Raw genomic sequence first — 12,152 nt, 5'->3', positions numbered from 1 at the left:
GCCGAGGCGTCCTCGGGCAGGTGCCGCACCGCCTCGCGGAACGTCACGCCGGACAGCCGGTCCAGGCGCGGGGTGACCCAGGCCGCGACCCAGGTCGGGTCCTTGTGCGCGATCTCGCGGAGCACCCAGCCGAGGGCCTTGCGGATGAAGAACTCGCGTTCCTCGACCATCGGGTCGGCGTAGCGGGTGAAGCGGACGAGGTCCGGTTTGCCTTCGCGGATCGCCGGGATCAGGGCCAGCAGGGCCGCGCGGCGGAGCCAGAAGTCGCCGTCGTCGGCCCACAGGTCCAGGGTGCGGGAGGTGCCTTCGCGGTCGCGCAGGACGATCCTGCCCGCGACGTCGCCGGAGATCGGGTCCACCAGGGACCACATCGGGGCGTCGCGGAGCATCAGGGTCAGGTCCTGGAGGTCCGCCGCGGTGAGGAGGCGGACGCCCTGCGCCAGGACGAACACCGAGGCCAGGCGCCGCTCGTAGATGTCGGTGTCCCACAGTGCCGCGGCCAGGCCGGCGACGTCGTCGTGGGTCGCGCGGCGGCCGCCGATCTCCTTGTACATGCCCTTCACCAGCTTGCGGAGGTCCGGCACCGGGACGCCCATGTGAGCGAACTCGCTCTTGTGGTACTGCTGGTCGTAGGTGGCGCGGGCGGCGGTGCCGAGGCCGTCCAGGTCGTGGTCGAACCCGGACACGAGGGCGGGGATCGGGGTGGTCGTCGCATCTGTCACGCCGTGAGCCTAACGATCGCGCGACCCGATCCGGCGGCATCCGCTGCGCCGTTCGGGCAGGATGGACGAACAGTGTTCACCGTCAGGAGGGACGACCATGCGGATCCGGACGCTGCTCGGCACGGCCACGGCGGCCACCGCGGCACTCGCGGCACTCGCGATGCTGGCCGGTTGCGGCGCCTCGAAAGGGTCCGGCGCCAGTACCGCGCAGAACTCCGCCGGGGTGGCGCAGACCAGCGCGTCGCCGACCACGTCGCCGACTACGCCTTCGACTCCAACGGCCCCGACGACATCCGCCGCCGGCACCTCGGCCCCCTCCGGCGGACCCTCCACCTCCAGCGCGCGCCTGGCCCCCGCACTGATCCAGTTGTCGGACCTCCCGGCGGGCTTCCGCTCCGAAGGCCTCACGCAACGCAACCTCCCCTCGATGATCAAGGGCTGTCCCGGCCTGGAAGTACTTCAGCAGTCGAACATCGCCGACCAGGCCCAGGCCGAGTGGACCAAGGGCGCCCTCGACGACTACGTGGACGAGGCGATCATCCAGCCGCAGGGCGAGAGCGCGGCAAGCCTCGTCGACAAGGCCTCCAGCGCGTTGACGGCCTGCGGCGCGGTGAAGGTCACCGAGGAGGGCCTGTCGGTCACCCTGCACGCCACCCCGCTGAACCTGCCGCAGGTCGGCGACGCCTCGCACGCCTGGCACACCTCGGCCAAGTTCGGCATCGCCTCGATGGAGATGAACGTCGTCCTGATCCGGCAGAACGACCTGGTCCTGCTGATCGCCCAGACCCGAGTCGACGGCCACACCAACGACGACCTCACGTTGTCGGCGTCCCAGGCCGCCGCCAAGCGCGCGGCGGACTTCCAGCTGAAGAAGTAAGTCCTACGATCAAGGCATGCCCTCCAAGCCCGAACCCAAGAAGCGGCCGCTGCATCTGATCGGCGACCCGCCGGCAGGCGTGCCGATCGACACCGAGTCGTTCTTCGGCCTGGACTCCATAGAGGACCCGCTGCAGCTGCTCTCGCGCAGCACCGAGTTGGCCGACGCCTTCCGCGCCTCGGCCAGCCGGGCCGAGAACTACCAGGCCGTGGCGGCGGCCAAGCTCACCGATCCGCGCCGCTTCGACCGGATGCCGGTGGCGGATCTGGCGCTGCTGACCGGGTGGACCGAGGAGTACGCGGCGAAGATGGCCGAGTTCGGCCGCACGCTGCTGGAAAAGGGCGCGCCCTGGGAGTGAGCCGGGTGCACGGCCCGCGCCGCCCCGCCGGCCGGTCGTGATCCCCATTGCATAGGCAATCTATATAGATGGACGATACAATCATGGACGTGGATCAGAACCCGGCCGCGGTGGGCGAACTCTTCGAGACCGTCACAGTACTGATGATGCGGCACGTGCCGGCCCCGGACGGGCTCAGCCTCACCGCCGCCGCCACCCTCGGCTCCCTGCAACGGCGCGGACCGCAGCGCATCACCTCGCTGGCCACCGCCCAGGGCGTGACCCAGCCCTCGATGACGCAGCTGCTGCGCCGCCTGGAGGACGCCGGCCTGGTGGCCCGGGTCGCCGACCCCACCGACGGCCGCGTAGTGCTCGTGGAGCTCACCGCCGCCGGGGACGAGACGCTGCGCACCCGGTGGATCACCCGCCTGGAACACCTCGACAAGGTGCTGCAGACGCTCACCGACGAGGAGCGGGCGACGCTGCAACGCGCCGCCGAGGAGGCCCTTCCGGTGGCGCAGAAGCTGGTCCACTCGCTCGCCGCACGCTACTGAGCGTTTCGGGCCCGGAGCGCTGTCTCCAAGGATGCCTCCTGTCGCCGAGGCGATCCCTGAGGGGTTCTCCCCCGGAGCAGGTTCGCCTGGCTACAGTGCTAGTCATGGCGAACTCGCTCCCGGTCCACAAGTTCACCCCCTCCGTCGGCGAATACGTCTGGACCTTCGGCGGCGCGCCGCCGCTGGCCCGGGTCAAGCCCGGCGACACCCTGGAGCTGTTCACCGAGGACTGCTTCGCCGGCCGCGTGCGCTCGGAGAAGGACCTGGTCACCGAGGTCTGCGAGTTCCCGTTCCTCAACCCGCAGACCGGGCCGTTCTACGTCGAGGGCGCCGAACCCGGTGACACGCTGGCGATCCACTTCGTGTCCATCGAGCCGGCCCGCGACTGGGCCGCGTCGACCACCGTCCCGCTGTTCGGCGCCCTGACTTCCACGCACACCACCGCCACGCTCCAGCCGCCGCTGCCGGAGCGGGTCTGGATCTGGCAGCTGGACCGCGAGCGCCGCACCGCGCTGTTCCGGGCCAAGGACAGCGACATCGAGGTCGAACTGCCGATGGATCCGATGCACGGGACCGTCGGCGTCGCCCCGGCCAACCTCGAAGTGCGCTCGGCGCTCGTGCCCGACGCCCACGGCGGCAACATGGACACCCCGGAGATGCGGGCCGGGGTCACGTGCTACCTCGGCGTGAACGTCGAGGGTGCGTTGTTCAGCCTCGGGGACGGCCACGCCCGGCAGGGTGAGGGCGAGACCTGCGGGGTGGCCGTGGAGACCGCGATGAACACGGTGGTGACCATCGAGCTGGTGAAGGGCGTGCCGACGCCGTGGCCCCGGCTGGAGTCGGACGCGTACATCATGACCGCGGGATCGGCGCGTCCCTTGGAGGACGCGTTCCGCATCGCGCAGGTCGATCTGGTGCAGTGGATCGCCCGCGACTACGGCCTGAGCGAGCTGGACGCGTACCAGCTGGTGACGCAGGGCGTGGAGTCGCCGCTGGCGAACGTGTGCGACACGAACTACACGTCGGTCGCCAAGATGCGCAAGGCGTTCCTGCCGTCGGGGACCTCGGCGTACGGGGTGCACGAGGTGCTGCGTCAGCGTGCTGCGACGTATCTGGCGGGCTGAGCCGCGGGCTGGAACATGTCGGAGTTGATCACGACAGCGCCGCGCAGACGTCGGTGACCTTGGTCTGGTGGAGGATCGCGACCTGGTGCGTCGGCGAGATCGCGATCACCTCGCCGCCGCTGAACACGTACTCGCCCGGCGCGTGGTACGGGTCGCCGGGCTTGATGCTGACCCCGAAGTTGTCCGGGATGGTCCACAGGCTCGAACCGTCCGGGAAGTTGTAGAGCGTGCCGACCCCGCTGAGGTCTTCGTCGACGGAGCCACCGGTCGCCGCGTTGGTGTACCGCGCGATGAGCGGCCCCCGGAAGTCGGTGCGTAGCGGGCTGCCATCCGGGTAGGTCGCGGAGATCCGCTGCTCCACCCCTTGCGTGGGGAAGTCGATCTTCAGCTCGAACGAGCAGTCCGTACCGGCTGGCTGGTCCAGCGACCCGTACGTCACAGGCGTCCAGCCGCTCGGGGTGGTGGCGTTTCCGGCGGCGGCCTCGGCCGACGCCGGAAGCCCTGCCACCACCAAGCCGACCGAGACCGCGACGCCGAGGATGCGCTTGCGCATGAGGGTTGTCCCTTCGTGTCGTTTTCTGTCGTCGCCGAACCGCGTCCGCGAAAGGTGCGGGACACGTCTTCACTCTGGAAGCCCCCGCGCGCCGGGGCGATCGATTCAGCCCACGCTGAAACGTGAGGACGAGATGCGGATCCACTTCACGCCCGACGACCTGCTGCGCATACGTTTCGCCGACGAGCCGGCGCCGTTGCTGGAACTGGCGATGGCGGTCGCGACGCTGCACCGCCCGGCCGCCGACCCGGTGTTCACCCGCTGGCGCCGGGAGGCGGCCCGCGGACTGCCGGGGCGTGCGCGTCCGCTGCTGGAGTTGATACCGCCGTGCGGGCGCGGCCCGCAGTTCGTGGACCCGGTGGTCCCCGACGTCCAGGAGGGCTTCGAGCAGGTGGCGGCAACCTCGGCGGGCCAGGTGCGCCGCGAGATGACGCGGGTCGCGGGCTTCGGCCTGCCGCCGACACCGTGGACGCGGCGGGTCGCGGCCCGGGACCGCGCGGCGTGGACCGAACTCGTGACCGGACTGCACGACGCGTATGACAGTGTGCTGACGGAACCGTGGCGGCGCCTGCGAGCCGGCTTCCACGCCGAGGTCGCCTGGCGCACCAGAGGCTGGGGCCGCCTCGGCCTCGGAGCCGGCCTGGAGTCCCTGCTGCCGGGCTCCCGCCTCGACGGCCTGGTCTGGCACCTGGCGCCGGAGAAGCACGCCGACTTCCACCTCGACGGCACCGGCCTGACCCTCTACCCGACGGCGGTGTGGAGCGGACTACCGCTGATCGCCACGGCCCCGGACGGCTCGAAGCTGCTCGTCTACCCGGCACTGACCCCGCTGCCCCTCCTGCCCGAGCCCCACGACGCCGACCCGCTCGGCACGCTGCTGGGCCGCACGCGCGCGCAGGTCCTGGAGGCCCTCGCGGAGCAACGGACGACGGGGAACCTCGCACAGGACCTGGGGATCAGCGCGGCCTCGGCGTCGCAGCACACGACGGCACTGCGGGAGGCCGGCCTGGTGGCGACGCGCCGGGAGGGGAAGGCAGCGTGGCACGGGTGCACGGCGCTGGGGGCGGAGTTGTTGCGGACGGGGGCTCGGTAGGTGCTGCGAGCGATCTGCGCTGGGCTAGCCCGCGGTGGCCTGGCAGTCGCCGGTTGGCAGGCATCTACGGCCGGCGGCGGTCGGCGGTCGGCGGTCGGCGGTAGCGAAGACTGCGGGTTCTGAATCGCGTGCGCTACATCTGTGCCCCCGGCGCCAGCAGCGGCAGCTCCGCCGTCGGCCCATCCTCGATCAGCCGCCACAAGCGGTCCGTGTCGAGGTGTTCCTCCACCGCGTCGCCGAGGCGGTCGAGTTGCTTCTCGCGCTCGGCGGCGAACGAGGTGTTCGGGTCCGGGGCGAAGCGTAGGCCGCACACGCGCGCGATCTCCGTCAGGTACGCGCGGCGGAAGCCGTCGCTCTCCAGTGCGCCGTGCCAGATCGTGCCCCACACCGTGCCGTGGCGGCAGCCTTCCAGTGCCGCGCCCGAAGTATCAGTGAACAGGGTTTCGCCGCCCTCGACCCGGACCTGGCCGTTGTGGATCTCGTAGCCGGCCACCGGTTCGCCGAGGCCGAGGCCGGTCGGGCGAGTCAGGGTCTTGATGGGGTCGAACACCGTGCGCACCGGCAGGAGTCCGAGTCCTGCGACAGTCCCGCGCCGCGACTCGACGTCGTCCTCGATCTCGGTGCCGAGCATCTGGTAGCCGCCGCAGATCCCCAGGATGGGGCGCCCCGCGGCCGCGCGCTTGGCCAGCGCCGATTCCAGGCCGCGCTCGCGCAGCCAGGCCAGGTCCGCGACGGTCGACTTCGTGCCCGGCAACACCACCAGGTCCGCCGACTCCACGGCCGAGGCCGACGCCGTGAACTCGACGTCCACGCCCGGCTCGATCGCCAGCGCGTCGACGTCGGTGAAGTTCGAGACCCGTGGGAAGCGCACCACCGCGACCCGCAATCGCGAGCCTCCGGCGCCGGCCGCACCAGCACCAGCCGCACCGGCCGCGTACGCCTCGATCGGCAGCGCGTCCTCCGCGTCCAGCCGGATCCCCGGCAGCCACGGCACCACGCCGAGCACCGGCCGTCCGGTGAACCCCTCGATCTGCCGCAGCCCCGGCGTCAACAGCGACGGATCGCCCCGGAACTTGTTGATGACGAACCCTGATATAAGCCTCTGATCCTCGGCGTCCAGCAACGCCACCGTCCCGTGGAACGCCGCGAACACCCCGCCCCGGTCGATGTCGCCGACCACCACCACCGGCATCCCCAGCGGCCGGGCCAGCCCCATGTTGACCAGGTCCCCGTCCCGCAGGTTGATCTCGGTCGGCGACCCGGCGCCCTCGCAGATCACCACGTCGAACCGCGACTTAAGGTCCTGATACGACGCCAGCACCGCCTCCCGCAACCGCGGCTTCAGGTCCTGGTACGACGTCGCCGACGCCTCCGCGAACACTTTCCCCAACAGCACGACCTGACTCGTCCGGTCGCTGCCCGGCTTGAGCAGCACCGGATTCATCGCCACTTCCGGCTCGACCCCGGCGGCCTGCGCCTGCATCACCTGCGCGCGCCCGATCTCCGCGCCGGATGTCGAAGTGCCGCCGGTCCCGACCACCATCGAGTTGTTCGACATGTTCTGCGCCTTGAAAGGCGCCACCCGCACGCCCTGCCGCGCCAACCACCGGCAGATCCCTGCGGTGAGCAAGCTCTTGCCGGCATCCGACGTCGTACCGGCCACGAGCAGCGAGCCCGTGCCACCAGAGCCGCCAGTGCCACCAGGGCCACCAGGGCCACCAGGGCCACCGACCCCACCGACCCCGACCCCACCCCCGGAAACGATCATCGGACCAGCTTAGCCGCGGCCCCGGTGAGCGCCGCGAGCACCTCCGGGTACTCCGCACCGGTCCGCACCGCGATCAGGCTCACCCGCCGCGGCCAGTCCTCCTTCAACGGCACCAGGACGACGCCCGCCGGCACCTGCGGCGGAACCCCGAGCGTCGGCAGCAGCGTCACCCCGAACCCGTTGGCGATCAACGCCAGCGCCGCGCTGAAGTCCGTCGCGCGGTACCGCCCGCGCGGCTGGTACCCGGCGTCCGCGCAGATGGCCGTCACCTGGTCGTGGCACGACAGCCCCTCGGCGGCCAGCACGAACGGGTCCTCGACCAGCTCCGTCAGCGAGATCTGGGCCGCCCCGGCCAACCGGTGCCCGGCCGGCACGGCGGCGTGGTAGACCTCCTCCAGCAACGGCAGGATCCTGATCCGCGGATCGCCGAGCAGCGGCCGGTTCGGCGCCGCCATGACCACCGCGACGTCGATCGAGCCGTCGATCAGGTGCGCGACCGAGTCCTCGCTCTCGGTGTCGGCGATCTCGAAGCCCCACTCCGGGTGCGCCTCGCGCAGCGCCTTCATCGCCGGGGCGATGACCGCCATGATCGCGGTCGGGAAGCCCGCGATGCGCACCGTCATCGGCGCCGGGGAGATGGCCCGCAGTTCGGACTGCGCACGCTCCAGTTGGGCGAACACCGCGTCGGCGTGCCCGACCAGGACGCGCGCCGCCTCGGTCAGCACCACGTTGCGTCCCCGTCGTTCCAGCAGTTCGCAGCCGGTACTCTTGCTCAGGACGGCCAGTTGCTGGGAGACCGCCGACGGCGTCAGGTACAGGGCTTCGGCTGCCGCCGAGACCGTGCCGTGGTCGGCCAGGGCGCGCAGCGTCCGCAGTTGGCGCACGTCGATCATGGGGCCTCCTCCATCGTTAAGGCCATCTTAACGGTTCCAAGCAAAATCATTCGCTAGTGCTGAACGATAGTGCGCCCGGACACTGGCGTCATGCGTAATCCCCGCCACATCGCTTTGGCCCTTGCGATCGTCGTGATCTGGGGCGTGAACTTCGTCGCCATCAGCCACGCCCTGGACGGATTCCCCCCGATTCTGCTGGCCACCCTGCGCTTCGCGCTCACCGGGACGGCGACCCTGTTCCTCCCGCGCCCGAAGGAGGTCCGCTGGTACTGGATCGCCGGTATCAGCACCTTCATGTTCTTCGGCCAGTACGTGCTGCTGTTCACCGGCATGGCGCACGGCATGCCGGACGGCCTGGCCTCGCTGGTGTTGCAGTCCCAGGCGCCGTTCACGGTCCTGGCCGCCGCGCTGCTGCTCGGGGAGCGGACCGGCCTGCGGCAGGCGCTGGGCATCGCGGCGGCGGTGGCCGGGCTCGGCGTCATCGGCGCCGGACGCGGCGGGAACGTGCCGCTGGGCTCGCTGCTGCTGGTGATCGGCGCGGGCGCGTCGTGGGCGCTGGGCTCGATCTGCAACCGCAAGGCCGGGGCCGGCAACGGGTTCGCGCTGATGGTTTGGGCCAGCCTGTACGCCACTCCCCCGCTCCTGGCCGTCTCGCTGCTGGCCGAGGGGCCGCACCGGATCGGGCACGCGTTCGCGCATCTGCACGCCGGGCCGGTGCTGGGGCTGCTGTACGTGGTGCTGCTGTCGACCTTCGTCGGCCTGGGGGCCTGGGTAATGCTGATCACCAAGTACCCGGCCTCGGCCGTCGCGCCGTACACGCTGGGCGTGCCGCCGATCGGGATCCTCGCGGCGCTGATCGCGAACGGCGAGCGGATGACCGCGCTGGAGATGGCCGGGTCGGTGGTGGTGCTGGGCGGGCTGGTCGCGATCGTGTGGCCGCGGCGCAAGCCGGCGGGTGCGCGGATCGCGCCGGAGCCGTCCGTGCCCGCCGCTAGAGTCGAGGAGTCCATACAGGCCGCGTAGCCGCGTAGTACAGGGGAAGGACCCTTGGCCGCACCGACCACCGAACCGCACGGCAACCTCGCCGTCGTCGAAGGCGTCCTGGAACGCATCACCTTCGCCAACGAGGAGACCGGCTACACCGTCGCCCGCGTCGACACCGGCCACGGCGCCGCGGACCTGCTGACGGTGGTCGGAGCGCTGCTCGGCGCGCAGCCCGGGGAGTCGCTGCGGCTGCGCGGCCGCTGGGGCTCGCACCCGCAGTACGGCCGGCAGTTCACCGTCGAGAACTACACGACGGTGCTGCCCGCGACCGTCGCGGGCATCCAGAAGTACCTCGGCTCCGGCCTGATCAAGGGCATCGGGCCCAAGACCGCCGAGAAGATCGTCGACCACTTCGGGGTGGACACCCTGGCGGTGATCGAGGAGGACCCGAAGCGCCTCATCGAGGTGCCGACCCTGGGTCCCAAGCGCACCAAGCTGATCGCCGCGGCCTGGGTCGAGCAGAAGGCCATCAAGGAGGTCATGGTCTTCCTGCAGTCGGTCGGCGTCACCACCTCGATCTCGGTGCGGATCTACAAGGAGTACGGCGACGCCTCGATCGACGTCGTGAAACAGGAGCCTTACAAACTCGCCTCCGACGTCTGGGGCATCGGCTTCAAGACCGCCGACGCGATCGCGGTCGCCGTCGGCATCCCGCACGACTCCCCGGAGCGGGTGAAGGCCGGCATCCAGTACGCGTTGTCGCAGAGCTCTGACGCGGGCAACTGCTACCTCCCGCGCCAGAAGCTGCTGGAGGAGTCGGTCAAGATCCTCGGCGTCGGCCTCGACCTGGCATCCCGGTGCCTGGACGAACTCGCCGAGGCCGAGGGCGTGGTCGCCGAGGACATCCCCGACCCGGACGGCTACGACCCCGACGAACCGATCCGCGCGATCTACCTGGTGCCCTTCCACCGCGCCGAGGTCTCGCTGGCCGCGCAGCTGCGCCGACTGCTGGAGGCGCCGGACGACCGCCTCGGCTCGTTCGCCTCCGTGGACTGGGACAAGGCCCTGGCCTGGCTGAAGGAGCGCACCGGCGCCGACCTCGCGCCGGAGCAGACCGCGGCGGTGCGGCAGGCCCTGACGTCGAAAGTCAGCGTCCTGACCGGCGGCCCGGGCTGCGGCAAGTCCTTCACCGTGCGCTCGATCATCGAGCTGGCGCAGGCCAAACGCGCGCGGGTGGTGTTGGCCGCGCCGACCGGCAAGGCGGCCAAGCGGCTGACCGAGCTGACCGGCGCCGAGGCGATGACCGTGCACCGGCTGCTGGAGCTCAAGCCCGGCGGCGACGCGGCGTACGACCGGGACCGGCCGCTGGAGGCCGACCTGGTGGTCGTGGACGAGGCCTCGATGCTGGACGTGCTGCTGGCCAACAAGCTGGCCAAGGCGGTGGCTCCCGGCGCGCACCTGCTGCTGGTCGGGGACGTGGACCAGCTGCCCTCGGTCGGCGCCGGCGAGGTGCTGCGCGACCTGCTGGCCGCGCCGCGGGTGCCGCGCGTGCGGCTGACGCAGGTGTTCCGGCAGGCACAGCAGTCCGGCGTGGTGGTGAACGCGCACCGGATCAACTCCGGGAAACCGTTGCAGCTGGAGGGTTTCAACGACTTCTTCCTGTTCGTCGAGGACGAGACCGAGGACGCCGCGCGGGTGGCCGTGGAGCTGGTCACGACGCGCATCCCGAAGCGCTTCGGCTTCGACCCGCGCCGCGACATCCAGGTCCTGACCCCGATGCACCGCGGTCCGGCCGGCGCCGGGACGCTGAACGGCCTGCTGCAGGAGACGCTGACGCCGGCGCAGCCCTCGCGGCCGGAGAAGCGGTTCGGCGGCCGCACGTTCCGGGTCGGCGACAAGGTGACGCAGATCAGGAACAACTACGACAAGGGCAAGAACGGGGTCTTCAACGGGACCGGCGGCGTCATCATGTCGATGGTGCCGGAGGAGCAGACGCTGGTCGTGCGGACCGACGAGGACGAGGACGTCACGTACGAGTTCGCCGAGCTCGACGAGTTGCAGCACTCGTACGCGATGACCGTGCACCGGTCGCAGGGCTCTGAGTACCCGGTGGTCGTGGTGCCGGTGACGATGAGCGCGTGGATGATGCTGCAGCGGAACCTGCTCTACACGGCGGTGACCCGGGCGAAGAAGCTGGTGGTGCTGGTCGGCTCGAAGCGCGCGCTGGCGCAGGCGATCCGGACGATGTCGGCGGGGAAGCGGTTCACCGGGTTGGACCATCGGCTGCGATGACAGAACTGATGTTGCGCTTCGACAGCAATAAGCCGCGCAAACTGAAGTACAACCTGGAGAAGGCCCGGCGGGCCGGCGCGTCGACGCTGCTGACCTTCGGCGGCGCCTACTCGAACCACATCCGGGCCGTCGCGGCGGCCGGGCGGGCCGAGGGGTTCAAGACCATCGGGGTCATCCGCGGCGAGCCGCACGAGACACTGAACGACTCGCTGGCGTTCGCGGTGTCGCAGGGCATGCACCTGCTGTATGTGGACCGGGAGACGTACCGGACCAAGAAATCCCACAACATGCGGCGGTTCCTGGAGAGCTGTTTCGGCGATTTCTACTTGATCCCGGAAGGCGGATCGAACCCGGCGGCCGTCAAGGGATGCGCGGAGCTGCCGGGCGACATCGCAGAACCCTTCGACGTGATCTGCTGCCCGGTCGGGACCGGCGGCACCCTCGCCGGGATCGCCGCCGGACTCGCGCCGGGACAGCGAGCGATCGGGTTCGCAGCACTGAAGGGCGGGTTCCTGACGAAGGAGGTCGCCGAACTGCAGCGGCAGACCTACCAGAAGGTCTTCGACAACTGGCACATCGAGGACGACTTCCACTTCGGCGGCTACGCGAAGGTGCCACCGGAACTGGACGCCTTCGCGGCGAAGCTCGGCGACGAACACGGCTTCGAGGCCGATCGGATCTATGTCGCGAAGATGCTGTACGGCATCACGCAGATGATCGAGGCCGGGAGGTTCGCGGCCAGCGCTCGCATTGTCGCGGTCATCACCACCGGGTGATGCCTGCCTCGGGCAGTGACGGCCCAGCCCGGCCGACCGTATCGTTCGTCGGGTCCGACCGGACCATGCGGGGTGTTGGTTCTGGGTCCCTCGCCGCGTCAGCGGGCGCAGCCAACCTGCCCGGTTTGGCGGTGTCAAGCCGGACGAGGCTGGACCACAGCAGCAGCGATGCGGCTTGA

The 12,152-nt window shown here is 70.6% G+C and carries 12 protein-coding genes; 8 read left to right on the top strand and 4 right to left on the bottom strand.

All coding sequences use genetic code 11. From position 1 onward, the window contains the following. Positions 1–722: DNA alkylation repair protein (locus tag GWK61_RS47090; RefSeq protein WP_194919539.1), on the bottom strand; the 722-nt coding region annotated here is incomplete at its 3' end. Positions 723–819: 97 nt separating this feature from the next. On the opposite strand from GWK61_RS47090, the gene GWK61_RS47085 reads away from it, so the two are divergent. From GWK61_RS47085 to GWK61_RS47070, 4 genes are all read left to right on the top strand, one after another. Beyond that, positions 820–1,599: a hypothetical protein gene (locus GWK61_RS47085; protein WP_194919538.1), complete on the top strand. Its 780-nt coding sequence runs from the start codon at positions 820–822 to the stop codon at positions 1,597–1,599. A gap of 16 nt (positions 1,600–1,615) precedes the next feature. Beyond that, complete coding sequence (locus tag GWK61_RS47080; protein ID WP_194919537.1) at positions 1,616–1,957, top strand: DUF8844 domain-containing protein; 342 nt, start codon at positions 1,616–1,618, stop codon at positions 1,955–1,957. A gap of 68 nt (positions 1,958–2,025) precedes the next feature. Further along, positions 2,026–2,490, top strand: a complete 465-nt coding sequence (locus GWK61_RS47075; RefSeq protein ID WP_194919536.1) for a MarR family winged helix-turn-helix transcriptional regulator — start codon at positions 2,026–2,028, stop codon at positions 2,488–2,490. 104 nt (positions 2,491–2,594) lie between these two features. Next, positions 2,595–3,614 carry an acetamidase/formamidase family protein gene (locus tag GWK61_RS47070; RefSeq protein ID WP_194919535.1) on the top strand — a complete coding sequence of 340 codons (1,020 nt, stop codon included), beginning with the start codon at positions 2,595–2,597 and terminating at the stop codon, positions 3,612–3,614. A gap of 28 nt (positions 3,615–3,642) precedes the next feature. Here the strand turns inward: GWK61_RS47070 and GWK61_RS47065 are convergent, their stop codons facing one another. Beyond that, complete coding sequence (locus GWK61_RS47065) at positions 3,643–4,167, bottom strand: hypothetical protein (protein WP_194919534.1); 525 nt, start codon at positions 4,165–4,167, stop codon at positions 3,643–3,645. 133 nt (positions 4,168–4,300) lie between these two features. Between GWK61_RS47065 and GWK61_RS47060 the strand changes: the two genes are divergently transcribed. Continuing rightward, on the top strand, positions 4,301–5,260 hold the full coding sequence (locus GWK61_RS47060; protein WP_194919533.1) for an ArsR/SmtB family transcription factor: 960 nt from the start codon (positions 4,301–4,303) through the stop codon (positions 5,258–5,260). 133 nt (positions 5,261–5,393) lie between these two features. Here GWK61_RS47060 and GWK61_RS47055 read toward each other — a convergent pair whose 3' ends face one another. Both GWK61_RS47055 and GWK61_RS47050 read right to left on the bottom strand, forming a co-directional pair. Further along, positions 5,394–6,923 carry a cobyric acid synthase gene (locus GWK61_RS47055; protein WP_323748075.1) on the bottom strand — a complete coding sequence of 510 codons (1,530 nt, stop codon included), beginning with the start codon at positions 6,921–6,923 and terminating at the stop codon, positions 5,394–5,396. Between the two features lie 101 nt (positions 6,924–7,024). Continuing rightward, positions 7,025–7,921 (bottom strand): LysR family transcriptional regulator, encoded by an 897-nt coding sequence (locus GWK61_RS47050; RefSeq protein ID WP_194919532.1) that lies wholly within the window; start codon positions 7,919–7,921, stop codon positions 7,025–7,027. 90 nt (positions 7,922–8,011) lie between these two features. Between GWK61_RS47050 and GWK61_RS47045 the strand changes: the two genes are divergently transcribed. The 3 genes from GWK61_RS47045 to GWK61_RS47035 are packed head-to-tail and all read left to right on the top strand — an operon-like array spanning position 8,012 to position 11,973. Then, positions 8,012–8,944 carry an EamA family transporter gene (locus tag GWK61_RS47045; RefSeq protein ID WP_194919531.1) on the top strand — a complete coding sequence of 311 codons (933 nt, stop codon included), beginning with the start codon at positions 8,012–8,014 and terminating at the stop codon, positions 8,942–8,944. Positions 8,945–8,968: 24 nt separating this feature from the next. Further along, a complete protein-coding gene (recD2, locus tag GWK61_RS47040; protein WP_194919530.1) occupies positions 8,969–11,197 on the top strand; it encodes an SF1B family DNA helicase RecD2 in 2,229 nt (742 codons plus the stop codon). After that, the gene (locus GWK61_RS47035) at positions 11,194–11,973 is read left to right on the top strand and encodes a 1-aminocyclopropane-1-carboxylate deaminase/D-cysteine desulfhydrase (RefSeq protein WP_194919529.1); all 780 of its coding nucleotides are present in this window, start codon (positions 11,194–11,196) and stop codon (positions 11,971–11,973) included. The genes recD2 and GWK61_RS47035 overlap by 4 nt, the downstream gene beginning before the upstream one ends. The last annotated feature ends 179 nt before the right edge of the window (positions 11,974–12,152 follow it).

The sequence above is a fragment of the Catenulispora rubra genome, from assembly GCF_015356825.1.
Lineage (GTDB): Bacteria > Actinomycetota > Actinomycetes > Streptomycetales > Catenulisporaceae > Catenulispora > Catenulispora rubra.
The sequence above is the reverse complement of the archived record's forward strand: the minus strand, read 5'-3'. Positions and strand labels throughout refer to the sequence as shown.